The organism is Endozoicomonas sp. ALD068 (assembly GCF_049310145.1).
Taxonomy (GTDB): domain Bacteria; phylum Pseudomonadota; class Gammaproteobacteria; order Pseudomonadales; family Endozoicomonadaceae; genus Endozoicomonas_A.
The window spans coordinates 6,736,904-6,763,053 of sequence record NZ_JBLYNU010000004.1; the positions used below are offsets into that span (position 1 = coordinate 6,736,904).

The following is a 26,150-nucleotide window of genomic DNA, read 5'->3' on the forward strand; positions in this document are numbered from 1 at the left end:
AGTTCTGTACCCATCACATACGAGTGGTGAAAAGGATGCCAGGAATAAATCGCACCGGGCCAAAAAAAGCGGCTAGTCCAATAGCAAGTCAGCGTGCAGTTAAGAATGATGCGAAAGCTGTCGAGCCCCCTAAAGTCAATAATGATCGTTTGCAGTTGAGCGGTGAAGCCCAGAATATTGAAGAACTGTTCCAGTCTCTGTCAGCCATAGATGAAATTGACAGTAAAAAAGTGGAAAGCATTCGGCGCGCCATTAAAAAAGGTGAGATGCCGGTCGATTATCAAGTGCTTGCCAATAAAATTCTGGAGCTTTCCGATGACTTTGATGACCACAGAAAAGAATGACAATAAAAGTGGTACCTACAACGTCTCTGCTGAAAAAAAACTGCTGGATAATATTCGAGATGCACTGGCTTTAACCCGCAAACTTGAAGCTGTTCTGAGCAAGGCCCATAACCTGATGCTGGAAAGGGATATTGCAGCTCTGGAAACTCATCTGGAAACTCAGGTCAAACTGTTGGACATGCTGCATCTGAATGCTTCCCTGCGAGAGCATTATTTGAAAGAAGCGGGGTTGTCACCGGACCCGGCAGGTATACGAACTTTTCTGCAGATTATAGCTTCTACTCCCAAGTCTGAAATCACACTGAAACAATGGCATCAACTGGAAATCACAGCAGGTCGCTGCCGCAGTTTGAATCAGGCAAACGGCAAACTGCTGAGTCGTTTGGCTGCCAGTACTAACCAGATTATTGATGTGGTTTTTTCCAGTCAGGAACCTGTGCCCTATAACCAACAGGGCATCTGCGAAAGAAAGCTGGGCTGATCAGCATGTGGTTTTCTGATGATTTGCGGCGATTTCAGAAACTGTTGATTTTTGGCCTCACGATTTTTGGCTTCTCCTTGCTGCTGCTTTCCCGATCATCAGCCAACTCAGTCAGAGAATTCCCTCAGGAACTCAGTCTCCATAAATGGGAGTTGACCACTTCCCGTTTCGAGTGTCGCATGAACAGCAAAGTGACGGGGCTGGGTAGTATCGTTTTGAATGCGGCTGCCGGAGGCATTCATTATATAACCCTGGAACCGGATTTTTTCATTAAAGAAGCCCGACATATTCGTGTTGGGGTTCAGCAATCACCCTGGCGTCATAGCCATTATCTGAACGCTCTGGGAGGTGTTGAAGCAGAGCCGGATAAACAGTTTGAAATGAGAATCAATGTTGCCCGTGTTGTGGAAGATATGCAACAGGGTCATCAGCTGGTTATTGAGATTGAGAGGGAGGCAGTTAACCCTGTTCATATTAAAATACCCGCTATGAATTTCCAAAAAACAGCAGCAACATTTTATAAATGTTATGGAGAATTGCTGGCTCTGAACTACGAACAGGCAAAAGAAACACTGTTCTATTACTCCTCTTCAGGCTCTCGTATAAGCTCTGAGCAGTTATCACATCTTGATGATCTGGCCACTTATATTCTGGTGGATAAAAGTGTAACCAATGTCGCCATTGACGCTCACACAGATTCTCGGGGTGACAGGCTGGAAAACCTTCAGCTGTCAAAAGTGCGTGCAAGCCGGATTTATAGATATTTACGATCAAAAGGTATTCCCGAACAGCGTCTTACCATGCGCTTTCATGGTGACCGCTATCCTGTCGCCACCAATGCAACTGTTGAAGGAAGAAATAAAAACCGACGGGTAAAGATTACCCTGAGCCGCCGATAAATAATTCTGACAATAAATCGTCAACTACGAAAGAGCCTGTTCTCACCAGGCACTTTTACAGAACAATATTTCACAGAACAATAGTGGATGGCGGCTCAATGGACATCAAAGGTCTTAACCCGGATTCCCTCAGTGTACTCCTGAAAAACCGACCTGCTCCGATTTTACCTTCCGCAATTGAATCTGAAGCTGTGACTACCACCGGCTTTGGCAATCTGCTGCAACAGGCCATCGAAAAGGTTAATGATCTGCAACAACATTCCAGCAGCATGATGCACAACATTGAAACCGGGGAGAGTGATGACCTCATGGGCACCATGATTGCCATGCAGAAATCCAGTATTTCCTTTCAGGCATTGATGCAGGTCCGTAATAAGGCAGTGACTGCTTACGAAGACATCATGCGTATGCAGATTTAAGGTAGAAAAATACCATGGCAGAATCAGATAAAAAGGCTGCCCCGGAGCCGACACCAGAAGAAAAAGAAGTGAAGCCTGTGTGGCGCGAAGCAGTGGACAGAGTCACCGGAGTTCTGAAAAACAATCGCAGCTATCAAGTGGTGCTGATGGTGTTGTTTGCAGTTTCTGTTGCCCTGATGTCGGTTTTCTGGCTCTGGTCACAATCTCCCGATTATCAGCCACTGTATGGCAATCAGGAACTCTATGATGTGGCCAGTGTCGTCAATGTGCTGGATCAAAACAATATTGCTTATAAGATTCACCCTGCTTCGGGTCAGGTAATGGTGGATGCCGGAAGACTCTCTGATGCCCGTATGCAGCTGGCTGTATCCGGAGTTCAGGCGAGAATGCCGGAAGGGCTGGAAACTCTGGATGGGCAGGAGATCGGTACCAGCCAGTTTGTGGAAAATGTCCGCTACCGGCGCGGTCTCGAAGGCGAGCTGGCTCAGACCATTATCAGCCTGAAACCCGTCCGCAATGCCCGAATCCATCTGGCTCTGCCCAAGCAGAGCAGCTTTATTCGCAAACAGGGAAAACCATCGGCCTCGGTGTTTGTCGATCTGTTTCCGGGGTACAGGTTGAGCAATGAGCAGATTGAAGGCATCGTGAATCTGGTGGCCGCCAGTGTCGCCAATATGAATCGCAGCGATGTTTCTGTCATTGACCAGTCCGGCAAACTGCTCTCTTCCGATATTTTACTGGGCAACAGTGCGCTCAGTGAAGCCAGTAAACAGTTGGACTTTAAGCGCCAGGTTGAGGCTCATTTTCAACAGCGCATTAGTGCCCTGCTGGAGCCACTGGTGGGTGCTGTCAACTTCAGAGCTCAAGTGAGCGCCAATGTGGATTTTGAACAGGTAGTACAGACGGTTGAGCAATATGAGCCTGGTGCTCCGGTGCTGAGAAGCGAGCAGGGAAGGGAAGTGGCAACCAGTGGGCAGGGAGCCAGAGGCATACCTGGAGCTCTCAGCAATCAGCCTCCGGAAGAAGAAGGTCAGGCTGAAGCAGAGCAAAACAATAATGTCCAGTCAGAGTTTGTCCGCAATTATGAAGTAGATAAAGTTATCAGGCAGGTGGCCAATCAGCAGGGCAGAGTACAAAAACTGAGCGTTGCAGTCGTTCTCAATGAGCAGCCTGATGAAGCTCTGGGTATTGGTAACTGGGACCAGGCAAGAATTGCCACGATTCAACAAATGATCATTGATGCAACAGGTATTGATCAGGCCCGTGGTGATCAGATCAGTATTCACACCGCACCCTTTGTGCCAGTCACTCATGTTGAACCTGTCGGGCTGGCCTGGTGGCAACAGCCGCAGGTTCTCTACTTCGTCAAATATGGTTGCGGCACTTTGTTGGGTATTTTGGTGATTATGTTTCTTTTAAGACCCATGATGAAACAGATCACCGTCAAGATGGAGGAGCCCGAAGCATTACCTCCTCCAACGCCCGAGGAAAGTGGTGCCCAGTTTGACCAGAAAGGCAGGAAAGTGATCTTTGACGACACCTTTGATCTGTTGCCACCTGAGTTAGCCGATTTTGAAACTCAGGTGACTCAGATGCGAGAGCTGTCCTCGAAGGCTCCTGCCAGGGTTGCACAGGTGATCAAGCTATGGATGAACAGTCATGAGTGATAATCCGAGAGTCTTGCCATCAAGGCAGCCGACGCCCAAAGACATAGCCATTCTGCTGCTCAGTCTTGGGGAAAAAGGTGCGGCGCAGGTATTCAAACACCTTAGCCAGCGGGAAGTTCGACAGATCAGCACGAACATGGCGACCATCTCACCATTGAAAAGAGATCAGGTTCAGGAAGTGCTGGACCTGTTTTTCCACACCTATCGCTACGATAGTGCCTTGTCCGGCTCCTCAAAAAGCTATCTCAACAAGACCTTGAAGTTGGCTCTGGGTGATAAAGAAGCAAAAGGGGTCATGGACTCTATTTTTGGTGGTGAGAGCAATAGCCTGGAAGCGATGAAATGGATGGACTCGGGAACCATTACTGAACTGATTGTTGATGAGCACCCACAACTTCAGGCAGTGGTATTGACCTATCTGGGAGCCACGCAGGCTACCGATGTATTAATGCGCCTTCCAGCCAAGAGTCATCAGGATCTATTGTCACGAGTCGCCCGACTGCAGGAATTACATCCATCCATTATTGAAGAACTTAACATTATATTTGATGCCAATGTCGGCAAAATGAGCACCAGCCAGAATACCACCGTCAGTGGTCTTCGTCAGGTGGCAGATATAATGAACCGGATGAATGATACTTCGGTGCAGAGTCTGTTGAGTTACTTTAAGGAGCAGGACAAAAAACTGGCTGAGCAAATTGAACAACAGATGTTCCTCTTTGAACACCTTATGCGTCTGGATGAAGATGCGCTGCGTAAGGTCATGGCGGAGGTCAGCCAGGATATTCTGGCTCTGGCGCTCAAGGGGGCTGCTCAGGAGATGGTTGATTCTGTGGTAGGCACCATGACCAAACGAAGCGCCAAATTCCTGCTTGAAGATATTGAAAACCTCGGCCCGGTGCGTGCCAGCCAGGTTCAGTCTGCCCGAAATGATGTGCTTCGGGCAGCGCGACAGCTGGCGGCATCCGGTGAGATAGAGCTGAGCTTTAATGATGAGGACGAGATGATCGGGTAATGCAAACCAATATCCATCACGTTTTTCATAATACTAACAACAGGTTGGTTCATGACAAACAGACAAAAAATATGGCAGCCTGAAACAGCGGCCTTCAAACGGTTTCTCTTTCCGGTTCACCAGAAGCCCGGTGAATCTCAGAATTCAGAGCGTTCAGAGGTAGATCAACAACCTGACTATAGTGTTTCCCAGTCTGTCGATACGGCTGAGAATACAGTACCGAAACCTCAGGAATCCATTGAGCCCTCTCCTGAAGTATTACAGAGTATTCTGGAGCAGGGTATTGAGAAAGGCTATGCCAAAGGTGTGGAAGAAGGCCGCCGAATGGGCTTTGAAGAAGGCAGAGAACTGGGCGTCAAAGAAGGTGGGCGTATTGCCACTGAAGAACAGAAAAAACTGGTATCCCTGCTGCGAAAAGAAATGTCTGAATTTCGCTCTGGTGGCAATTATGGTCGTGACGAAAAGATCAGCTGGCTAGGAAAAGTTATAGAAGAAACCTGTCGTCAGGTAGTGCGCCGGGAACTGATGACTTCTCCGGAACAGATAGTCTCTGTTGTCAGGGAAACTCTGAGTATCATGCCCGAGGATACTCAGTACACCATTCATGTGAATCCGGTCAATGCGGAGTTGCTCAAGACACTCAAACCTGACTTTGGTGCAGCCTGGCAGGTTGTCGAAGATCACGAATTACAAATAAACGACTGCCGTATTATGTCCAGCCAGACAGAAGCGGAAGCGCGCATGGAATCCCGGTTGGTGGAGTGTCTCGATATCATTCGTGAAAACTTGCCTGCCGCAATGGAGGATGCAGGTTAATGTCTCTTTCTGATGATCTGATTGAAAAACTGAAGACAGTACCTGTTGCCAAATTATCCGGGAAAGTATCAGCCATAAAAGGTCTTCTTCTGGAAGCCCAAGGGTTGCGATTGCCCATTGGCCAACTTTGTCATATCAATATGCGCAGTGGTCGTCAGGTAGAAGCAGAAGTGGTTGGCTTTGACGGGGCCAGTCAGTTTCTGATGCCCCTGTCAACGACAATGGAAGGCCTGGCAGCGGGAGACAAAATTATTCCCGTTTCTCACAATCACACCATGCCTGTGGGGGAAGAACTGTTAGGGCGGGTAGTGGATGCTATGGGTAAGCCGCTTGATTCCTCTGCCTTGAGCCTGTCTGACAGAATTTCAATTCATTCCTCCCCTCTTAATCCCATGACCAGAAAGCCGGTCGATGAGCCACTGGAAGTGGGAGTGAGAGTTATCGACAGTCTGCTGACCCTGGGAAAAGGACAAAGAGTAGGGTTGTTTGCCGGCAGTGGCGTTGGCAAAAGCACGCTTATGGGTATGATGACCCGAAATACCCGGGCTGATGTTACAGTTGTTGGTCTGATCGGTGAACGCAGTCGGGAAGTAAAGGAATTTGTGGACCAGATTCTGGGTATGGACGGTCGGGAAAAAGCGGTTGTGGTGGCCTCCCCCGGGGATGAGTCGCCCGTCCGAAGAATTCGTGCTGCACTCTATTGTCATCAAATTGCCGAATATTTCAGAGACCAGGGCAAAACGGTTCTGCTGCTGATGGACTCCCTCACCCGCTATGCCCAGGCTCACCGTGAAATTGCCCTGGCTGTGGGTGAAGCTCCGGCAGCGAAAGGTTTTCCTCCTTCAGTATTCAGTAAGATTCCAATACTGCTGGAGCGGGCTGGAACGGGAACCGGCGAAGGTTCGGTAACGGCCATCTATACCGTACTGGCAGAAGGTGATGATATGCAGGAGCCGGTAGTAGACACTGCCCGCTCCATCCTGGATGGGCATATTGTGCTCAGTCGTGAGTTGGCGGAAAGAGGGCATTTCCCGGCCATTGATCTGGAAGCCTCCATCAGCAGAACAATGTCTCAGTTGATAACAGAAGAACATGAAAAGTGCGCCCAGGCGTTCCGACGCTTCCATGCCCGGTATAATGAGTTCAGAGAACTTATGGCGATAGGTGCTTATAAACCCGGTGCTGATCCTGAGCTTGATAAAGCGATTGAATACCGTCCGCAGATGGAGCGTTTTCTGCAGCAGAGCCGTTATGAACAGGTTGATCTCACCGGCAGTATTGAACAGCTGATACATATCTGGCGATCTGATCAGGTTGTTACATCATGAACAAAGTCCGGCGTCTGGAAAAAGCACAGTCCGCACTGGAGAAAAAGAGCCAGCTAACTAAAAGAGAGAAACAGCATGCTGAGCAGAGTCTGGCTTCACTCAACGCCCAGAAAGAGTTGTTGAATGATGCCCGGAAATCCTGCGATAGTCGTCCTGGAGAAAAACTTTCATCACTATCCTGCTGGGGTCGCAATCAGTTTGTTGAATTGCTTGAAGATGTTTCTGTATTACTGGAAGAGAAGATAAAAGCAGAGTCTGGAAATCTCGAGCAAATTAATCAGCGGCTGGAAGAAGAACGCAGAATGACCAGCGGTGTTGAACATATAAAAAATAAAGAAACCGAACAACAGCAGCAAAAACAGCTTCGGGATGAACTTCAGGAGACAGATCGACTGCTGCAGCGCTCCCCTCGATAATTCTGGCTTGCCTGTGTTAACCTGACATTTCGTCAGGTACTTTATGCAGGGAAGCATCCATGCCGCTTTTGATACCGCATTTCAGACCGCTTTTCAGATCATCCATACTCATCGCCTCGCTATTTTCTCCTCACACCTCTTCTGATACAGACCTCGCAAAAGAGATTGAACGCATTGTTTATCAATCCGTTGAAAAAGCAGTGGCCGGTTTTATTCAATCGATTCCCGGTGCCCGCTATGAACTGAAAGTCCGCCCTCTTTCTGCCAGTAAGTCCCGAAGAACCTGCAAAGGCAACCTGTCCGTCTCTGCAGTTTCCGGAACCCGTCCGCCTGTGGGAGTGGTCAAACGAACAGTAGAATGCCCTGGGGAATGGCGAATGACAGTGATGACTGAAAGTAAGATTTTGGTGCCTGTTATTCACAGTGCTCGTGCTTTGGCCAGAGGGCAGAGGCTGACCAGCGATGCTCTTGTGTTTCGGGAAGCCGATTACAGCAGGCTGAGAGGTCAGTTTTTTACTGAAATCAATGAAATCAGGGGGAGAGTTATCAAGCGCAGTATAGGAGCACAGAAACTGATTTCAGCCAATATGCTCGAAAAAGACTATGTGATTCGCAAGGGGGAAGTCGTCCAGATTATTGCCGGCGGGAATGGGCTGGAGGTTTCTATGTCCGGGATGTCTCTGGATGATGGCGAATTACAGGAAACCATTCGGGTAAGAAACCGGTCTTCTGGCAAAATTGTGCACGCAGAAGTTATCAGCACAGGAAAGGTTCGAATTCATCATTAATTTTTTGCTGAATACAGTAATCAGCGTCTGATTAGATGTTTTATCAAAAAATTAACTAATCAGCAGATGATTTAGTCAATAACGATTAAATTAACCCTGTCAGAGAATGATTTTATGAGCCGCGACATTGTTAATGCCCTTATTCCGGGTACGTTACAGAATAAAAACTGGTATCAGGCTTACCTGGTTCTGCTGGGGCAGCTCTTTGCTTGGGCAAGGTTGTGTGAAATGGAGTTTTTGCCGGAGCGAGAGTTACCAGACAATCATTCTGAACTTGAGCAGCTGTTCAGAGAAATCGGGCAGAAAAAAGTACCGGTGACATTTGCCAATACAGATCAACGTATCTGGCAAATAGCCTGGCAACAGAGCGATGAATTACCTGGACAGATTCCGACAGATGAAATCACCCGAGCCTGCCACTCAGTGATGACTGCAAAGAGGCATAAGCTACTGAAGTACAATGAGATTCCTCTGGCCCTGCATCGTCGCTTCAGACCTCTCTCCTCGGCATTGCCCGAAGCCATTGGTGGACTGCTGGAGGCACTGTCCGAATCAGTTGGCAGTTGCTACCTGCCCAATGCAGACAGTTTTATTCTGGGAGCGGATCTTGCGCTCACCGGCGAGATTTATTCTGAGCAGCCTTCTATCAATACTCTGGATGCTTTGAGTGTTTTGATTAATCCGGATATTCATATTGCCCAGGGGCATCCGGTACTTGAACCTGCTTTTTTTAAATCGGGCCAGCTACAAAAGTTTGATCATGGGGTGGGTCTTCTGACAGCGGATCACCGTTATAAAGTGAATGAAGTTCGAGATATTTTCCAACGGCTGGATACCCAGGTCCGTAATGAAGAAATGTTGTTTATCCGGCATATGTTCTGGCGCTGTTCCGAACAGGTTGTCATTGCTGTGCCGGGGGTATTTCTTCAGAAAAATACCGAGCATCATATTGCCTTTCGCCGCTGGTTATTAAAACAGAACAGGCTGCACGCTATTATTAAACTGCCTAAAGGACTGCTTCCCGGACGAGCCACGCCACTTTATGTGCTGGTGGCAAAACGACAAGTTACTGATAATGTGCATTTGATAGACGCCAGCAGCGACTACTTCAAAGTTACCCCTGTGCGCAAAAAGGGAGCAGCTAAAATTCAGCTGAATAATGTTGATGTCATTCTTGAACAAATGAATGAAGAAACAGTAAACCCTCGTTTCTCCAAAAAGCTGGACAAAAGGCAGCTGATTCAGGGGAGCGTCATTCTTGATCCTGGACATTATTGTGCTGACACCCGACGCATTGATTTACTCGGTAAGCCTTTAGCTGCCAGTCATTTAGAGTCACAGGTCGATATCATAAGAGCTCAAGCTCTGCGTGATAATAGTCTGGAAAAACAGGTATTTCTGGAAGTAACAGCCAATGACATTAATGAGGCTGGAGAGATTGAGCACCCTGAAAAAGAAATTCATGTTGATGAAAAAGGGCTGAAGCGGGCAAAACAACAGTTATTGCGACCAGGCGATGTTCTACTGGTTATCAAGGGACAGGCAGGGCGAATTGCCATTGTACCGGATGTTTGTGGGTTAAACTGGGTGGCCAATCAGTCCTTTGTCATTCTTCGACTGAAGAAAAATACTTATCTCAATAGCTCTATTGTTTTGTTTCGATTCCTGCGTTCGCAAACCGGAAAAATGTTGCTTGATAGTATTTGTACAGAAAGTCAGGTGCCGTTTATTCATGGCAATGATTTAAAACAACTTCCTGTTCCCGAGTGGTCTTCCATTGAACAAAGGCAGGCAGAACAGTCGCACAGAGAAATTCTCAAACTCTATGCCCAGGTTCGGTTTATTCGCGATAAAGCGCGAATGATAGAAAGTGAGTTGTTAAAAGAAGCTTGATGCCAGAGTACCCATAATCATGGCCCAGCCGTCTACCAGAACAAACAGCATCAATTTGAAAGGCAGCGAAATCATCTGGGGCGACAGCATAATCATACCCATGGCCATGAGAACACTGGCCACTACCAGATCAATCACCAGAAAGGGTATGTATATAACAAAGCCAATTTGAAAAGCAGTTTTTAATTCACTGGTAACAAAAGCAGGAATGGCGATGGAGAAAGGCGTTTCAGCAACATCGATCGGTGGCGTTATATCGGCAATTTGATAAAACAATTCCAGATCCGTATCTCTGGTCTGGCGCAGCATAAAATCTTTGACAGGAACTTCTGCCTTTTTTAAAGCCTCTATCATTGTCAACTGCTCATCCAGATAAGGTTCAACCGCCTGGCTGTAAACAAGCCCAAATAATGGTTGCATTATAATCAGGGTCAGTGCCAGCGATATGCCAAGCAAAACCTGAGTTGGGGGAGTCTGTTGTAAACCCAGAGCCTGACGCAGAATGGCCAGAACAATAATAATCCGGGTAAAGGACGTCATCATCAGCAGCGCAGCAGGAATAAAACTCAGTGCTGTCATCAGAATCAGAATCTGAAGACTGGCGCTGTATTCCTGAGAATCACCATTACTGGTGACAGTCATTAATGGAAAGCCTTCCTGCCCCCAGCTGAGTGACGGAGTCAGGAGAAATGTCAGGCCGACATAGATCAGCAACCTTATAGTCATGGGTCAGGCCAGATTTTTCAGACGTTCTGATTCGCTGATGACATCCAGCAGGCGAATGCCGTACTTATCGTTGATCACCACAACTTCGGCGTAGGCGACCAGAGTACCATTGACTTTCACTTCCAAAGGCTCGGAGGCTTCTTTCTCCAGCTCTACAATTGAGCCTTTATTAAGGTGCATTAGTTCACCAATGTTAATTTCGGTGCTGCCCAGTTCCAGAGACAGTGTCACCGGAATGTCAAGTATCATGCCCAGATCACTGACTGACTGCGGCGGGTTATTGGTATCTTCCAGTAGCTCTCTGGAGGTGGTTTCTGATTCCAGACTGTCCTGAAGACTGACACCATCACCTTCAGGTTGTGACGGAGCTATTTCCTGCTCGTTTTCATTTTCTTCATTACTCATGGATGATATTTCCTCGGGCTGGTGGATCTCTACTCTTTCTGGCCTGGATACAGAGAGTTAAGAATTTTCATGGCCAGCATATTATTCACAGTGCAGACGTCAGCACGGTAGGCTGGAATGCCTGCAAACTTGACAGTGACACTGCTGGGAATATCTGCCTGAATGATCTGTCCCGTTTTCAGTCTCAGCACATCGCGAAGGCTCAGCTTCAACTCGCACAATCGGGCAGAGACTTCCAGTGGAGCCTGCATAACCCCGGCCATCATGTTGCGTTGCCAGGTGGGATCCTGTTCTGTAAATTTAAAGGCCTGCAGCTTTTCTCTGACCGGTTCCAGAGCCTGATAAGGCATGATGATATGAAATGGACTTTCTGTGGAGCCAAGGGAAATAGTGAAGCGGCTGAGGAGAATAATCTCGGTATCTGAGCGAAAGACGGTGGATATGGGGCGGTTGTGATTTTCAGCAAGGCGTATCTTGAAAGAAAGAATACTGCTCCAGGCTTCGGTCTGGTCATCCGCTGCAGATTTTAGCAGGCGTTCCATGATACGAATTTCGGCGTTGGTGAGTTCCTCTTCATGGTTTTCGTTAAACTCACCGGTACCACTGAAAAAAATGTCTACAAGAGAATATAAAAGCGGTGTCTCCAGGGCCATGAAGCCAGCACACTTCAGTGTTGTAGAGCGGTAGATATACTGCACATCAGGTATATTTTCCTGATGCAGATAATCACCGATTGCCAGGGAATCGACCGATTCAAAATGAATATCTACCGGGCGACGAAAAACAGCAGTGAGACTGTGACGAAATAATTGGGAAAAACGCCGGTAGATCAATTCAAGTGTCGGCAAAAGGTCGTGAATCTTATAATCCGGGTTAGTCAGATCATAAGTCGTCAGATCCTTGAATTTTGAAGGCGGATGAACCCGGCGAGTCTTTGTTTCACCCGACAGGCTGGATTCGGTATTGTCTGATAAAGATTTCCGTTCCATGGAAAATTCCATATAACTGGCTTATCACCAGATAATTCTTGTTATTAAAAAACATACCGCTATTAGCTGATAAAGACAATCAGCCAATCTTGCCAACCACTATGACTTCTTTATTTTCAGGAATTTCATTAAACGACAATACATGCATACCCTCGGTGCATAGACGAGCATATCTGGCCATGGCCGGGCGCAATGATGCATTGACAAGCATGACAGGCACTTTTCCTTCAGCAGCAAGGTTGGCAGAGACTTCTGGCATTTGAACTTGAAGTTGCTCCGCAATTCGGGGTTCAAGTGGCAGTGTGTCAGGGGAGAAGTCGTTACTCTGACGAGCTTGTTGGTAACTTTGCATAATGACCTGCTCCAGCTCTGAGCTCATGGTGACAACCGGTATTTCAGAGGTGTTGCCTACCAGGTTCTGGATAATGCTGCGACGCAGGGCAATTCGAACTTCAGAGGTCAATAAGTGTGGTTCTGTAATCCGTTCAGACGACTCCAGCAGGGTGCTGGCAATGGTTTGAATATCACTGACAGAGACATCTTCGGTCAGCAAATCTCTGAGTATTCGGGAAAACACACTCATGGACAGCTTCTTGGGAATAAGATCTTCAGCCAGTTTGGGGGAATAGTGAGTCAGCTTATCCAGCAGTTGCACTACTTCATCATGCCCAAGCAGCTCACTGGCGTGTTCATCAATAATTTTATTAAGGTGTGTAGCGATAACCGTAGCAGCGTCGACTACCGTGTAGCCCAGTCCGACGGCATGTTCCCGCTCTGAGGTTTCAATCCAGAGTGCTTCCAGTCCGTAAGCAGGCTCTGAAGTTGCAATACCATTTATCTCACCAAATACTTCACCGGGATTGATCGCCAATAAACGCATGGGCTCAATCTGTCCTTCGGCAACAATGACACCCTTGAGCAGTATATTGTAACTATCAGGTTTCAGGTTCAGGTTATCTTTCACATGCACGCTGGGAATGAGAAAGCCCAGCTCCCGGGATTGGGTTTTGCGAATGCCTTTTAGCTGAGTGAGTAGTTGAGCGCCCTGATTTTCATCTGCCAGAGGAATGAGTTTATAACCCAGTTCAAGCCCCAGGGTATCCACTGGCGGAATATCTCCCCAGGACCAGGGTGATGACTCACTGACATCTTCTGTATTGGCTGCAGAGTGGCTGGATTCGGGTTCATCCTTCTGATGTTTGTTGGTGGTCCACCAGGCCAGAAACGCCACGATCAGGCCCAGACTGAGAAAGGGGACATGGGGCATACCGGGAACAATGCCTATCACCATTAAAATCATGGCTGTGAGGCCCAACGCTTTCGGAGAAGAGAACATCTGTTCGGAAACCTGATGCCCTACATCCGCAGATTCAGAAACACGGGTTACCATGATAGCCGCAGAGGTGGAGAGCAGCAGCGAAGGAATCTGGGCCACCAGACCATCACCAATCGTCAGAAGAGAATAAACAGCAAAGGCTTCCCCGGCAGATAACCCCTGGCCAATGGTGCCTATCAGCATTCCACCTATGATATTGATGGCAAGAATAAGCAGGCCGGCCACAGCATCACCCCGGACAAACTTACTGGCACCATCCATTGAGCCATAGAAGTCTGCCTCCCGGCGTACACTTTCCCGGCGGTCGTGCGCTTCCTGCTGATCAATAACGCCGGCATTGAGGTCTGCATCAATGGACATCTGCTTGCCTGGCAGGGCATCGAGAGTGAAGCGGGCGGTCACCTCAGAAATACGACCAGCACCCTTGGTGACCACGACAAAGTTGATAATCACCAGAATAAAGAACACCACCAGACCAACAACGTAACTGTTGCCAATAACAACCTCACCAAAGGATTGAATCACCTTTCCGGCAGCGCCATTGCCAGTATGTCCATTCAGAAGAACCACCCGGGTTGATGCCACGTTCAGGGCAAGGCGCAACAAAGTGGAAACCAGCAGGATGGTTGGAAACACCGCAAATTCAAGAGGTCGAAGTGTGTAAATGCTAACCAACAGGATGAGCAGAGACAGTGCGATGTTGAAGGTAAAGAATACATCCAGCATAAAAGGCGGCATCGGCAGTGTAACCATACCGAGCGTCATCAGAACGATCAGCGGAATCCCGATATTCAGGTTGCCGCTTTTGGGCGACATCATGTATAGCAGACGTTGAGCTTCCTTGATCATTGTCTCTTCTTATCCCATTTTTCCCGGAAGGCGCTGGGGACTTCCGGTGTTGGTAAATCGGGTGCCTTGCTTCTGCGTCCGGCCTGAAAGTCATTCAGATGATGGACGTAAGCCAAAACCTGGGCAACGGCCAAAAACAGGTCGTCGGCAATTTCCTGATTTAACTGTGTCGTATGATAAATCACCCGGGTTAACGTGGGTGACTGTACCACCGGCTTATTGTATTCCCGTGCCACAGCGCAGATACGCAGGGCTACTCTGTCAACGCCTTTTGCTACGACATAGGGCGCTCTGGCCTTGTCCAGATCATATTTCAGAGCCACTGCAAAGTGAGTTGGGTTGGTGATAATGACATCCGCCGAAGGAACGGCCTGCATCATTCTGCGACCCGCAATTTCCTGTTGCTTCTCCCGCAGTCTTGAACGAAGCTCTGGCTGACCTTCAGACTCTTTCATTTCATCACGCATTTCCTTGTGTGTCATGCGCAGTTTTTTCATGTGGTTCCATCTTTGGAAAGGTACATCAATAAAACAGATCAACAGCAGGGCACTGACTAGAATGGTGATGGCCATGGTAAGGTGGCTGAGGCCCTCTGAAACTGCTTGAAATATCGGCAGCCGGTTGAGCCAGAGCACATCCCGAAAGAACCATTGATTAATGAGCCAGAGGGAAAAAGCCAGCAGCGAGATTTTGGCAATGGACTTTAACAACTCAATCATGGAGTTGGCAGAAAACATGCGTTTAATGCCTTTGAGAAAACTGATGCGCTCAGCCTTGGGTCGTATCTGTTTATTTGAGAATATCCAGCCTCCTAAAGCCGCTGAAGCGGCTATTGAGGCCAGAATGACAATCAGCATAAAGGGCAGCAGGCCGGAGAACCCCTGAGTAATGCTGACGATCAGGTGATCCGTCAGCCAGCTTTCCTGACGCAATACGTCTTTTTCAAACCTGAAGCTTTTGTACATAACCTGAAACAGCTGGTCGCGAATTAATCCACCACTGAGCCATAAAGCAACCAGGGTTGAAGCCAGCAAAGCAAAGGTGACCAGTTCCCGGGATCGGGGAACCTGGCCTTCGTCACGGCTCTTCTGAAGTTTTCGTTCGGAGGGTTCTTCTGAGCGTTCGCCAGTCTGTGATTCTTCTGCCATCTGAAAACTCCTAAAGAACCAGCGATCGTAGAATGTCCAGAACAGTCCGGGTAAATCGTGTGAAGACACCGTTCAGGGTGGAACTGATCAGCATCAGAATAAAAATGCCTGCCAGCATGGTCAGAGGAAAGCCCAGACTGAAAATATTGAATTGCGGCGCCGAGCGGTTCATTACACCAAAGGTAAAAGTGACAATTAATAATGCAACAATGGCGGGAAGAACCATCAGCAGTGCGCTGGCAAACATCCAGCCGCCCATGGCGGGAAGCCGGTCAATATCCAGTTGGCGAATAGAAAAAGGCGCAATGGGAATGGTATTAAAGCTCTCCACAACAATAGAAATGACGACCAGATGCCCATCAAATGCCAGAAACATCAGAAAGCTCAGCAGTTGGAATACCTGGCTGATTACCGGAATCTGGGCGCCGTTCATCGGATCAAACATGACCGCCATACCCAGACCCATCTGCAGGGAGAGCATTTGTCCGGCGGAGGTGAAAATAGCGAAATAGATTTGCAGTACCATCGCCATTAAAAGCCCGACAGCCAGCTGTTGTGCAGTGATCAGAAGGGCTTCACCCGACAGTGGCTCTACTGCGGGTACCGCAGGCAGCATGGGGGCCACAATAATAGTGATGGCCATCGCCAGAATTACCCGGATTCTGGGTGCCACTACCTGACTGCTGATAATGGGCATTGCCAGAAAGAGGGCTCCGATACGAAAAAACGGCCAGAGGTACTGACCAATCCAGCCCACCACTTCAGAGAAGGTAAAGGTTCCCATCAGGCCAGCATCTCAGGAATAAATTCATACAGCCGGAGAAACAGATCCATAAATTCCTGAATCAGCCAGGGGCCCGTCATGCCTATAGTGACCAGTGTTGCCAGCAGACGGGGCAGGAAACTGAGGGTTTGCTCATTGATTTGAGTCGCTGCCTGCAGTGTGCTGACCACCAGACCCACCAGCAGTCCGGGCATCACAATCACCGATACCATCAGAACAATGAGGGTCAGCGCATCACGAAAAAGGTCTGCCACAACTTCCGGTGTCATGGGGTTTCCTCTGAATAGTTCAGGTTGTTTCGCAACTTTGCAAAACAGACTGCAACCCGAAGAAATTAACCAAGAGCATAGTTTTCTAAAATGAATTCGCAATAGATATATAAAAACATTTTTTTACTTTAAAAACGACTTAAAAGAATGGCAAGTCTATTTAATAAATCCAGAAGCCTTCCCGAGTGGTACTTATCAACAGGCAGTACGTTGAAGTTATTAAGCGAGTAAAACCATGAATAGGAATTAGTAAAATGGCAATGACCGTAAATACCAATATCTTCTCTCAGAATGCTCAGCGTAATCTGAGTAAGACCGAGGCAGGTCTTCAGACCGCCATGCAGCGTCTGTCTTCTGGTATGCGTATTAACAGTGCTAAGGATGATGCTGCCGGTTTGCAGATTGCGAATAAAATGGCTGCACAAATTGGTGGACTTGGTGTCGCTATCCGTAATGCCAACGATGGCATCTCCATGGCCCAGACTGCTGAAGGTGCTATGAGCGAGATCACTAACTCTTTGCTGCGTATGAGGGATCTGGCTTTGCAGGCGTCAAGTGGTACCTATGAGGCTGCTGATGTTACCGCCCTGCAAGCCGAATACGATGCTCAACTGGCTGAGATTGGCCGTATTGCCGCAACGACTGAGTTTAACGGGACAACCGTTCTTGGCGCAGGTACCGTCGAAATTGCAGTTGACTATACCGATGCTACCACCAATAACATAGACCTTAACTTTACTGCCGTTGCGCTGACCGCTGTTACCTTTACCGATGCCGCTACCGCTCAAACAGCAGTGGGTGCATTGGATGTGGATATTGCTGCTTATGACGCTGTTCGAGCCAGTCTGGGTGCATCCCAAAACCGACTGAGCACTACCGTCAATAACCTTTCAAATATCCGTGAAAATCTGAGTGCTTCCAGAAGCCGTATCGTGGATACTGATTTTGCTTCAGAAACAGCGAATCTGAGTAAGTATCAGGTTATGCAACAGGCCGGTACTGCTGTGTTGGCTCAGGCTAACGCGATCCCTCAGAACATTCTGTCTCTGCTGCGTTAATCGCTGGAGAGGTAACATTCAGTCAGCTTTAATGCTGATGGTCTTTGTGGGAGCCAGTGAGCTCCCATTTTTTATAGAGCTGTCTGTTATTCGGTTATGTTTCTCAAAGCGGTGCCGACTGAATAAAAGCAGGCATTAATCAGAGGCTGATTATGTTCAGTTTAAGTGGCATCTATTCAGGGCTGGATGTTAACTCCATTGTTGACACTTTGGTGGAGGCCGAGCGTGCTCCCAGTGAAAACCGTTATGCCCGCAGAGAGGAGGCCTTTAATGTAGAACTGTCTGCCGTCGGGACGCTAAAGTCTGCACTGAATGATTTTAATACTCAGGTAGAAAGCCTGAACAGCATCAGTAAATTCAGTCCCAGAGCCGTCAGTGTCAGTAATGAGTCCGTTCTGAGCGCAACCGCTTCCAGCAGCGCCGGGGAAGGCAGTTATCAGTTTTATGTGGATCAGCTGGCGACTCGCCACCAGACTGTATCCGCAGCTATCGCTACAGATGCCACTATTGGTTCCGGAACGGTCAATCTCTCGGTTAACGGTGAAAGCTTCTCCGTTACGGTCGAACCGGGTTCAGAAAGCCTGACTAATTTACGCGATGCTATAAACAGCGCAGCCGATAACACCGGGGTTCAGGCAGCGATTATTAATGAAAACGGTCAGCAACGTCTGATGCTGACTAGTGAGAAATCCGGAGCAGCAAACACCATAACGAGTGACTTCAGTGGCCTTTCCGGTGGCTCAGCAACCCTGGGTTCCTTTACCGATTTACAGGTGGCAGTGGATGCCAGTATCCGGTTTGGTGCAGGAGCCTCTGCAATCACTATTACTTCCGAAGATAACCAACTGGAAAACCTTATTGATGGCGTCACGCTCAATCTGAAAGCCGTCAGCACAGATCCGGTTACCGTGAATATCTCCGTAGACAAAGACAGCCTGAAAGAGTCCATGCAGGAGTTTGTGGATGCCTGGAACAATGTTAAGTCTACCCTTGATACTCTCACAGATTTCAACGGTGTTTCAGCGGGGCCTCTCAATGGTGATAGCCAGACCCGGGCTATTGAGGGTCAGTTGAGAAGTGTCATTAGTTCTTTATATGGTGAAGACGGTGACACATTCAGAACACTCGGGCAATTGGGTCTGACGACTACCGAAGACGGCTCAATAACCCTGGATAACGATAGTCTGGATGACGCCCTGATTAACAACTTTGATGAATTGGCGCAGGTACTGGCTGGTGAAGATGGCTTAATGAATCAAATGGCAGCCGTTCTCACTCCCCACCTTGAAAGTAGCGGAACGCTTGACAGTCGAGAGGACAGGATTGAAGAGGGCTTGAGTGATATTGAAGATGATCGTGCGGCACTGGAGCTGAGACTGGAGCGGACCCGCAGCTATTACCAGAATCAGTTCCTGGCGATGGAAAGTATTCTGGCCTCACTGAGTGGAACCAGTGACTGGATCACCAGCAGTCTGAATAGTCTGAATAACAATAATTCCTGATCATGGAGAGGGTCATGAAGAAAAAAGGTCTGGGTGCTTATCAGCAACAGGAAAAAGCGGGTGTAGAAGCGTCTGATTCTGTTCAGCTGGTGGGTGTGTTGTTTACCAAACTGATGGACAATCTGGCTAAAGCAAGCCACCACATTGAGCGAAAGGATCTGACCAACAAGTCTGATCGCCTCTCCCTGTCTATCGAAATTCTGCTGGTGCTGGAACAGTCTCTGGATTTTGAAAGAGGTGGTGACTTGGCCGGAAATCTCCAATCGTTATATCTCTATTGCATCAGACGTTTAACTGAGGCCAATGCAAAAAATGATTTGACTGCTATCAGTGAAGTTATGGGGCTGCTAAAAGAAATACAGGAAGCCTGGGCCCATATTTCCCTTCCTCAAGCTGCGATTGCCACTATTCAGTAACGGAGCGGTTTGAATGGAAAACCAGGCTCTGCCAGTTTTTTCGTTGTTATCTCTATCGAGTTCAGCGCCATCGGTTGATGGTGCTCAACCGCAGGTCATGGCGGCTGCTGAGACAGTTACTACTTCTTCTGAGTTGACATTTGAAACTGTTCTTCAACAGTTTTCCTCAATAGAATCTGCATCCACAGAGTTAGTCTCTCCGGAGCTTCTGGCTGCAGGGTTGATACCTGTTGATGGGCAGGCAAAAACAGATTTACCCTTGGCAAACCCTGACGTTTCAGAGCTGACAAAGCATATTCCCGTCACCAGCTTACCGATACTGACCAGAGAAGCAAAACCTGAACAGTCCGCCGTAGAAATAAAAAGTACCTCTTTAACAGTAGGGGTTACTGAACGGCCTGATTTAAATCTGTCAATGCCCGGAAAATCTGAAAAACTCCGCCTGCCTGTTCGACCACAGGAATCAGAGGTCTCTCTGACTCCGGTTAATACTCAGTGGGTGTCTCAGACTCAAAAACCATTAACGGATGTTAATCTGGTAGAGGAAGTCGATCACCAGACAGGAAAATTTAAGCCGGAAATCACTCTGAAACCGGATCAGATCCAGACAGAAGCCAAAGCGCCGGAGATAAAAAATCACCATGGATCAAAAGAAATTCCAGCTCCGCTGTCTCTGTTCAATTTCGAAGTGGAACGGAAGGTTACTTTAAAAACAGCGCCTGCGCTGGTACAGCAGACCGAGTCAATACAGGCCATCGTTAATCAGACGCCTCAAACCTCCCAACAGCCTGTTTCCATTCAGATGACTGAGCCATCATCAGCAGCCCAGTCAGCCACAGTTAAGCAACCTTTCCTGCAACCTGAAGTAGCTCAGCGACCCTTCGGGCAGACAGTGGTGCAAATGATTAAGCAGGGTGAGCAGAAAATGGAGTTTCGGTTAGACCCACCGGAATTGGGTCGTGTAACGCTGACGGTTAGCGTTGACAGAGACGCTGTCAGCCTTCAGGTGATAACAGCAACACCCGCTGCCAGAGACTTGCTGCTGCTTCACGGAGATCGCCTGCGGGAAGCTCTTAATAGTGAATCACTGACTCTGGGGCAAATGTCAGTGGATGTGGGTAGCCAGAAAGACGCTGATACGTCGGAACAATCTTCAGAATATCTGCCCACCGCCGATGGTTGTCTTGAATCAAATGGTTATCAGAGCGCCCAGGAACAATTCAGGCTTCATGGCGGCAGATTATTGGATCATTTCGTTTAACAGATCATCGGAAAAGGAGTTTCTGGACTCATGGCAGATGAAAAAGAAGGCAGTGACTCTGAAAACAAAAATTCAGGCCACGGCAAGTTATTAATCATCATCATTATTCTTCTGGTGCTGTTGCTGGCGGGTGGTGGCGCTTTTGTGGCAATGACAATGATGAATCCGCCGCAGCAACAGGAACAGCAACAGCAACAGCAGCCGCAACCGCAAGCTGCAGCATTGGGACCACCCAGTTTTATGGTGCTTGAGCCATTTATTATCACTCTCAAAAGTGATGCCCGACCTCGATATATGCAGATAAAACAGTCATTGATGGTACGGGATGAAACCGTGATCGCAACACTGGAAGCCTACCGGCCTCTTATTCGTAATGAAGTCATCAACTATCTGGGCTCACTCTCGTTTGAAGAGGTTAAAGCCGGGGGAGTTACAGAGATTATCCGTGCTGAAACGCTGGCAAGAGTCAATGCCCTGCTCGAGAAAGAGAGGGTGGGAGCAAGGGTGGATGACTGTCTGATTACGGATCTTGTGATCCAGTAGCAACTTAGTGGCTGAGATGCAGCAAAAAGGACTTGACGCTTATCGCCAACAGGCAGGAAATCAGCGGGATGTTCTGGTTAAACAGCACTTGTCTCTGGTCAAAAAGATTGTGCTGCATCTGGCCAGTAGTCTGGGTAGTAACATTTCCCGGGATGATCTCTTGCAAGCCGGGATGATGGGGCTTCTGGATGCTGCCAGTCGTTACGATCCGGGCCGCAAAGTCCCCTTTGAACAGTTTGCCAAAACCCGGATTCGAGGCGCAGTGATTGATGAGTTACGACAGTGGGACTGGCGCAGCAGAACAGATCGGGAACACGGACAGAAGATCAGGAAGGCAATTCAGACGCTTAATACAAAGCTGGGACGGGCTCCGTCCGAGTCAGAAATTGCAAAAGAGCTTGGTGTCAGCCTTGAGCGATACCACCGCATGTTGCAGAGCAGTAATTCCGACAATCTGCTGAGTCTGGATGGGCTGATGCAGGGTGAGGCTGACAGCAAAATCATAGAGGTTAATCAGGATGACTCTATAGAAGTGGTTGCCATGGGAGGGGAGCGCAGCAGGGCCCTGGCAAATGCTTTAAAGGAGTTACCGGAACGAGAGCAACATTTGATGAATCTCTATTATGTTCATGAACTGAATATGAAAGAAATTGGAGAAGCTCTGGATCTGACGGAGGCCCGTATTTGTCAGTTACACCGTCAGGCTGTTCTAAGACTGCGCTCGCTGCTGGAAGAATGGAACAGGGAATAGTGTTATGAAAATCTTGGGGCTGCTTATCCAGCTAGGCTGCATCTTTGGTGGCTTTATGGCTGCGGGTGGTGAAATGAGGGCTATCTGGCAGCCAGCAGAAATAGTGATGATTGGTGGTGGCGCCTTGGGGGCGTTTATGATTGCCAACCCAACGAATGTTGTCAAAGCGGCCGGGCGACATTTGGTTTATACCGTCAATAATTCAGGTTTTAATCGTGAATATTTTGATGAGCTGCTCTCTCTTTTGTATACGTTGTTCAATATGGCGAAAAAAAAGGGAGGGACCAAGGCGCTTGAAGAGCATATAGAAAACCCTGAAAACAGCGATGTTTTTTCCAAATACCCTCTGATAATGAAGACCCCTCATATCTATAACTTCATTACTGAAAACCTCAGGTTGTCACTGGTAGACGGCATTGAGCCCCACGAATACGAAACCATTATTGAGGAAGAAATTGAATCCATGGAGTCAGAAATGATGCGTCCGGCGGATGCTCTGCAGCTGATTTCTGATGCATTGCCGGGTTTCGGTATTCTCGCGGCAGTACTGGGTATCGTTATTACTATGGGTGCGATAGATGGCCCAATGGATCAACTGGGCCGATTGATTGCTGCGGCTCTGACAGGTACTTTTCTTGGCATATTTATGGCCTACGGATTAGTAGGACCCTGTGCAACGGCCATTGGTCACTCAATCGATCAGGAGATTAGAGCATTTCATTGCATCAGGGTGGGGCTGGGCAGTAACAAGTCCGGTTTTCCTCCTGTTGTTTCAGTGGATTCCGGCAGGAAAATGCTTTTTGCGGACAAACGCCCCACTTTTAGTGAACTGGAAGAGTTGCTGGACGGCTCATGAGTAAAGATCATGTCATTGTCATTAAAAAGAAACATGGCGGTCATGGTGATGGACATCATGGCGGTTCATGGAAAGTAGCCTTTGCTGATTTTGCCATTGCCATGATGGCTTTGTTTCTTTTGCTCTGGATCATGAGCGCCACGGACAAGGAACAGAAGAAAGCCATTGCCACCTATTTTGAAGATCCGGGCTCATTCCGCCATCCAAGCAGTTCCAAGCCCATTAATTTTGGGGGAATGAATACTTTGGTGAATATTCCCAGACCAGGGGCAAACAATCGAGGCAGGGAAGAGACTGAAGTTATTGCTGAGGATATGGACAAAACCCTGAATAACACGCTGATTTTCGACAAGCTGTCCGATGAATTACAAAAATTGGTAGGCGGCAGTAAATCAGCTGGAAGATATGAAGATTACATTGATCTGGAGAAAACACCGGAAGGCTTACGCATTGTCATTCTGGACAATAACAAGAAGAATATGTTTGAAAAGGGGAGCGCGAGACTGCAGCCATTTTTTCAGGATTTAATGCTTGAGATGGCCCCTATTTTGAACAAACTTTCTTTCAGTCTCATGATCAGCGGTCATACCGACAGCTCAGGCTTTCAGAGGAATAACTATTCAAACTGGGAACTGTCATCAGCCCGGGCTCAGGTTGCCAGAAGAACACTGGTTTTCGGAGGACTGGAGGAGTCCCGGATTATGATGGTGTTGGGTATGGCTGACCGGGTACTGCGCGACCCTGAAAACCCTGAATCCAGCTCCAATCGTAGAATTGAAATTCTGTTTTTGAACGAGGAAATGGAAAAGCGGATTGAAGATATGTTTGCACCGGTTGAAGAAGGTACCGAAGATGTAATTCAGGAAGGCACCGAAAAACTGAGTGATGAAGACTCGCAGAAAATGCGCACAGCTCTGGACAAAGCCCGGGACAATCAGCTTCCGGAAGAAATGAAAGATGATATAAACTGGGGAGACAATTAAGCATCTGACCAGTTTCTTAAGTTTTCTTATCGATGATTTTTTTAATGATTCGAGACACAGCCACAAAGCCAAACGTAGCCGTCACAACAGTGGTGGCGCCAAAACCACTGGCACAATCCATTTTTGTAGAACCCATATCAGCAGGCTTCTGCTGGCACACTGTGCCATCGGGCTGAGGATAAACGGCCTGTTCTGAAGAGAAGACACAATCGACACCAAACTTCCGCTTGCTGTTTTTAGTAAAGCCGTGGAAATCTCTCAGATGGTTTCTGACTTTTTTTGCCAGAGGGTCGTGCCAGGTTTTGGTAAGATCGGCAATCTGAATCTGGGTAGGATCGACCTGACCGCCCGCCCCACCGGTTGTGATGACAGGAATCTTGTTTCTTTTGCAGTGATGAATCAGGGCGGCCTTGATTCTGAAACTGTCTATGGCATCCAATACATAATCAAAGTCCGGACTGATCAGTTCAGACACATTTTCGGTCGTTACAAAGTTTTCAATAACATGGCACTGGCAGTCCGGATTAATGGACTGAATGCGGCTGGCCATCACTTCACATTTGGACTGGCCAATGGTTTCAGTGGTGGCATGAAGCTGACGATTGATGTTAGTGACACAGACATCATCCAGATCGATCAGAGTAATAGTCCCTACCCCGGTTCTGGCCAGAGCCTCTGCTGCCCATGAGCCGACTCCGCCAATGCCTGTGACGCAGACATGAGATTGTCTCAGTCGGTCTACAGCATCGTTGCCATAGAGCCTGCGGCTTCCTCCAAAACGGGCGTCATAGCCATTGGTTGAGTTTTCTGAAGCAACTGTCATAGAGAGTCCGGGAGCTTTTCAGGCATTTTCAGGTCAGGAGTTCGGGCGCAGGATTATAATACTGACATCCTCACTTGTCATGAAGCCTGTTGGCCTGGATGTATCCGATGACTGAAGTATTGCAATCTCTGGTGGGGGATATTGGTGGTACCAATGCCCGCTTTGCCCTGGTGAAACCTGACAGTCTGGTGTTGGAAGGCATTCAGACGATGTCGAGTATTGATTATTCCGATCTGGAAGATGCCGTTCGGCTCTATCTGAAAAATCAGCGGGTTGAAACCATTGCCAGGGCCTGTCTTGCTGTTGCAGGCCCGGTCGTGGGTGGAAGGGTAAATTTCACCAACAGCCACTGGAAAATTAATCAGCAAGAGTTCAAACAAGACTTTGAACTGGAAGTGATGGCACTGATCAATGATTTTGCCGCACAGGCTCTGGCGGTCCCTCACCTTCCTGTAAGCGAACTCATGCCTGTTGGGCCTGAGCTGGACTTTGATCCTGATGCCGTCAAGCTGGTAATTGGTCCCGGAACCGGTCTGGGGCTTTGTGGATTGATCGAAACGCCTGTGGGTTGGCAAGCTTTGCCCGGAGAAGGGGGCAATGCCGACTTTGCACCTTCTACTGAAAGAGATATCAGTGTCTGGAGATTTATCCGAAAAGAAGTTGGGGGGTTGCTGGGAGTTGAGAGAATACTTTCCGGCTCAGGTCTGGAATTACTTTATGAAGCGCACTCGAGCCTGGATGGTCGGATGGATAAACTGCAGGCGGCAGATATTACAGTTCAGGCTCTGGAAGAACAGGATTCTCTCGCTTACGAAGTGCTGGATCACTTTTTTGAGATTCTGGGTAATACCGCCGGGAATGCTGCACTGATTCTGGGAGCAAGGGGTGGTGTCTACATTGCGGGCGGCATTATCCCCAAAGTTAAAACGCTGTTTGCCAGAGGAACGTTCCGTAAGGCCTTTGAGAACAGAGACAAGATGAAAGACTACATGTCAGGCATACCAACATGGCTCATATTGTCTGAAAATCCCGGGTTAACCGGAGCGGCGGCCTATTTGAACCGTTCAGGTCATTATTAAAGTCAGCTGTCTTCTAAAAGTATCCCCAGAGGCTGTGGATAAGTCTGGGATTAACCTTTGGGTGGTTTCTCAAACTTCAGGGAAGTAACAAACTGCAAATAAGTGGTTAAAAAATGATCAGTGAACACGGCAGGATCATCGTCCAGATGGGCTTCGGCCAGGAATTCAGCAATTTCATTGTCCTGCAGCATTTCTAGAGGGTTTGTATTTGCCCCTGACGGGGCTACGGCTCATGAGTACTCAGCCATACGGAATCGAATATTTCTGGCTTATTGGGCAGGTGCTCTGCAAGGCGCAACGACGGGA

29 protein-coding genes are annotated in these 26,150 nt (G+C 48.1%); 20 read left to right on the forward strand and 9 right to left on the reverse strand.

Features of this window, described 5'->3' with window-relative positions; all coding sequences use genetic code 11:
• Positions 1–35: 35 nt before the first annotated feature.
• The 11 genes from flgM to ACO6V5_RS24390 all read left to right on the forward strand — a co-directional run bounded on the left by flgM (position 36) and on the right by ACO6V5_RS24390 (position 10,066).
• Positions 36–344 (forward strand): flagellar biosynthesis anti-sigma factor FlgM, encoded by a 309-nt coding sequence (gene flgM / locus ACO6V5_RS24340; protein WP_422135161.1) that lies wholly within the window; start codon positions 36–38, stop codon positions 342–344.
• Positions 316–825, forward strand: coding sequence for a flagellar export chaperone FlgN (gene flgN, locus ACO6V5_RS24345; protein ID WP_422135160.1), 510 nt, complete (start codon positions 316–318; stop codon positions 823–825). The genes flgM and flgN overlap by 29 nt, the downstream gene beginning before the upstream one ends.
• 5 nt (positions 826–830) lie before the next feature.
• Positions 831–1,724, forward strand: coding sequence for an OmpA family protein (locus ACO6V5_RS24350; protein WP_422135159.1), 894 nt, complete (start codon positions 831–833; stop codon positions 1,722–1,724).
• 98 nt (positions 1,725–1,822) lie between these two features.
• Positions 1,823–2,143: a flagellar hook-basal body complex protein FliE gene (fliE, locus tag ACO6V5_RS24355; RefSeq protein ID WP_422135158.1), complete on the forward strand. Its 321-nt coding sequence runs from the start codon at positions 1,823–1,825 to the stop codon at positions 2,141–2,143.
• A gap of 14 nt (positions 2,144–2,157) precedes the next feature.
• Complete coding sequence (fliF, locus tag ACO6V5_RS24360; protein ID WP_422138811.1) at positions 2,158–3,810, forward strand: flagellar basal-body MS-ring/collar protein FliF; 1,653 nt, start codon at positions 2,158–2,160, stop codon at positions 3,808–3,810.
• Complete coding sequence (fliG, locus tag ACO6V5_RS24365; RefSeq protein ID WP_422135156.1) at positions 3,803–4,825, forward strand: flagellar motor switch protein FliG; 1,023 nt, start codon at positions 3,803–3,805, stop codon at positions 4,823–4,825. Before fliF ends, fliG begins: the two co-directional genes overlap by 8 nt.
• A gap of 51 nt (positions 4,826–4,876) precedes the next feature.
• Positions 4,877–5,641: a FliH/SctL family protein gene (locus ACO6V5_RS24370; protein ID WP_422138810.1), complete on the forward strand. Its 765-nt coding sequence runs from the start codon at positions 4,877–4,879 to the stop codon at positions 5,639–5,641.
• Positions 5,641–6,969: a FliI/YscN family ATPase gene (locus ACO6V5_RS24375; RefSeq protein WP_422135154.1), complete on the forward strand. Its 1,329-nt coding sequence runs from the start codon at positions 5,641–5,643 to the stop codon at positions 6,967–6,969. The genes ACO6V5_RS24370 and ACO6V5_RS24375 overlap by 1 nt, the downstream gene beginning before the upstream one ends.
• Entirely contained in the window at positions 6,966–7,385 is a 420-nt protein-coding gene (locus ACO6V5_RS24380; RefSeq protein ID WP_422135153.1) for a hypothetical protein, read from the forward strand. Before ACO6V5_RS24375 ends, ACO6V5_RS24380 begins: the two co-directional genes overlap by 4 nt.
• Positions 7,386–7,444: 59 nt before the next feature.
• Positions 7,445–8,173 (forward strand): flagellar basal body P-ring formation chaperone FlgA, encoded by a 729-nt coding sequence (flgA, locus tag ACO6V5_RS24385; protein ID WP_422135152.1) that lies wholly within the window; start codon positions 7,445–7,447, stop codon positions 8,171–8,173.
• Positions 8,174–8,287: 114 nt separating this feature from the next.
• Complete coding sequence (locus tag ACO6V5_RS24390) at positions 8,288–10,066, forward strand: N-6 DNA methylase (protein ID WP_422135151.1); 1,779 nt, start codon at positions 8,288–8,290, stop codon at positions 10,064–10,066.
• Here the strand turns inward: ACO6V5_RS24390 and fliP are convergent.
• From fliP to ACO6V5_RS24425, 7 genes are all read right to left on the reverse strand, one after another.
• Positions 10,052–10,792, reverse strand: coding sequence for a flagellar type III secretion system pore protein FliP (gene fliP, locus ACO6V5_RS24395; RefSeq protein WP_422135150.1), 741 nt, complete (start codon positions 10,790–10,792; stop codon positions 10,052–10,054). The two genes, ACO6V5_RS24390 and fliP, sit on opposite strands and share 15 nt — an antisense overlap.
• A gap of 3 nt (positions 10,793–10,795) precedes the next feature.
• The gene (gene fliN, locus ACO6V5_RS24400) at positions 10,796–11,197 is read right to left on the reverse strand and encodes a flagellar motor switch protein FliN (RefSeq protein ID WP_422412725.1); all 402 of its coding nucleotides are present in this window, start codon (positions 11,195–11,197) and stop codon (positions 10,796–10,798) included.
• A gap of 29 nt (positions 11,198–11,226) precedes the next feature.
• Positions 11,227–12,186, reverse strand: a complete 960-nt coding sequence (locus ACO6V5_RS24405; protein ID WP_422412727.1) for a flagellar motor switch protein FliM — start codon at positions 12,184–12,186, stop codon at positions 11,227–11,229.
• A gap of 79 nt (positions 12,187–12,265) precedes the next feature.
• Entirely contained in the window at positions 12,266–14,371 is a 2,106-nt protein-coding gene (flhA, locus tag ACO6V5_RS24410) for a flagellar biosynthesis protein FlhA (protein WP_422135147.1), read from the reverse strand.
• Positions 14,368–15,519 (reverse strand): flagellar biosynthesis protein FlhB, encoded by a 1,152-nt coding sequence (gene flhB, locus ACO6V5_RS24415; RefSeq protein ID WP_422412729.1) that lies wholly within the window; start codon positions 15,517–15,519, stop codon positions 14,368–14,370. Before flhB ends, flhA begins: the two co-directional genes overlap by 4 nt.
• Positions 15,520–15,529: 10 nt before the next feature.
• Positions 15,530–16,303 carry a flagellar biosynthetic protein FliR gene (gene fliR / locus ACO6V5_RS24420; protein WP_422135145.1) on the reverse strand — a complete coding sequence of 258 codons (774 nt, stop codon included), beginning with the start codon at positions 16,301–16,303 and terminating at the stop codon, positions 15,530–15,532.
• Entirely contained in the window at positions 16,303–16,572 is a 270-nt protein-coding gene (locus ACO6V5_RS24425; RefSeq protein ID WP_422135144.1) for a flagellar biosynthetic protein FliQ, read from the reverse strand. The genes fliR and ACO6V5_RS24425 overlap by 1 nt, the downstream gene beginning before the upstream one ends.
• A 254-nt stretch (positions 16,573–16,826) precedes the next feature.
• On the opposite strand from ACO6V5_RS24425, the gene ACO6V5_RS24430 reads away from it, so the two are divergent.
• The 8 genes from ACO6V5_RS24430 to ACO6V5_RS24465 all read left to right on the forward strand — a co-directional run bounded on the left by ACO6V5_RS24430 (position 16,827) and on the right by ACO6V5_RS24465 (position 23,942).
• On the forward strand, positions 16,827–17,630 hold the full coding sequence (locus tag ACO6V5_RS24430) for a flagellin (protein WP_422135143.1): 804 nt from the start codon (positions 16,827–16,829) through the stop codon (positions 17,628–17,630).
• Positions 17,631–17,782: 152 nt separating this feature from the next.
• Complete coding sequence (fliD, locus tag ACO6V5_RS24435) at positions 17,783–19,132, forward strand: flagellar filament capping protein FliD (RefSeq protein ID WP_422135142.1); 1,350 nt, start codon at positions 17,783–17,785, stop codon at positions 19,130–19,132.
• A 14-nt stretch (positions 19,133–19,146) separates the two neighbouring features.
• Complete coding sequence (gene fliS / locus ACO6V5_RS24440) at positions 19,147–19,548, forward strand: flagellar export chaperone FliS (protein WP_422135141.1); 402 nt, start codon at positions 19,147–19,149, stop codon at positions 19,546–19,548.
• 13 nt (positions 19,549–19,561) lie between these two features.
• A complete protein-coding gene (locus ACO6V5_RS24445; protein WP_422410318.1) occupies positions 19,562–20,809 on the forward strand; it encodes a flagellar hook-length control protein FliK in 1,248 nt (415 codons plus the stop codon).
• Between the two features lie 30 nt (positions 20,810–20,839).
• On the forward strand, positions 20,840–21,352 hold the full coding sequence (locus tag ACO6V5_RS24450) for a flagellar basal body-associated FliL family protein (RefSeq protein ID WP_422135139.1): 513 nt from the start codon (positions 20,840–20,842) through the stop codon (positions 21,350–21,352).
• Between the two features lie 16 nt (positions 21,353–21,368).
• A complete protein-coding gene (locus ACO6V5_RS24455; protein ID WP_422135138.1) occupies positions 21,369–22,103 on the forward strand; it encodes a sigma-70 family RNA polymerase sigma factor in 735 nt (244 codons plus the stop codon).
• A gap of 4 nt (positions 22,104–22,107) precedes the next feature.
• A complete protein-coding gene (motA, locus tag ACO6V5_RS24460) occupies positions 22,108–22,959 on the forward strand; it encodes a flagellar motor stator protein MotA (protein ID WP_317145266.1) in 852 nt (283 codons plus the stop codon).
• On the forward strand, positions 22,956–23,942 hold the full coding sequence (locus ACO6V5_RS24465; RefSeq protein ID WP_422135137.1) for a flagellar motor protein MotB: 987 nt from the start codon (positions 22,956–22,958) through the stop codon (positions 23,940–23,942). Before motA ends, ACO6V5_RS24465 begins: the two co-directional genes overlap by 4 nt.
• A gap of 16 nt (positions 23,943–23,958) precedes the next feature.
• On the opposite strand, the gene tcdA is transcribed toward ACO6V5_RS24465, so the two are convergent.
• Positions 23,959–24,765, reverse strand: coding sequence for a tRNA cyclic N6-threonylcarbamoyladenosine(37) synthase TcdA (gene tcdA / locus ACO6V5_RS24470; protein WP_422135136.1), 807 nt, complete (start codon positions 24,763–24,765; stop codon positions 23,959–23,961).
• A 107-nt stretch (positions 24,766–24,872) separates the two neighbouring features.
• Here tcdA and glk point away from each other — a divergent pair, with 107 nt between their 5' ends.
• Complete coding sequence (gene glk / locus ACO6V5_RS24475) at positions 24,873–25,844, forward strand: glucokinase (RefSeq protein WP_422410322.1); 972 nt, start codon at positions 24,873–24,875, stop codon at positions 25,842–25,844.
• A 50-nt stretch (positions 25,845–25,894) separates the two neighbouring features.
• Here glk and ACO6V5_RS24480 read toward each other — a convergent pair whose 3' ends face one another.
• On the reverse strand, positions 25,895–26,035 hold the full coding sequence (locus ACO6V5_RS24480) for a hypothetical protein (protein ID WP_422135134.1): 141 nt from the start codon (positions 26,033–26,035) through the stop codon (positions 25,895–25,897).
• Between the last annotated feature and the right edge of the window lie 115 nt (positions 26,036–26,150).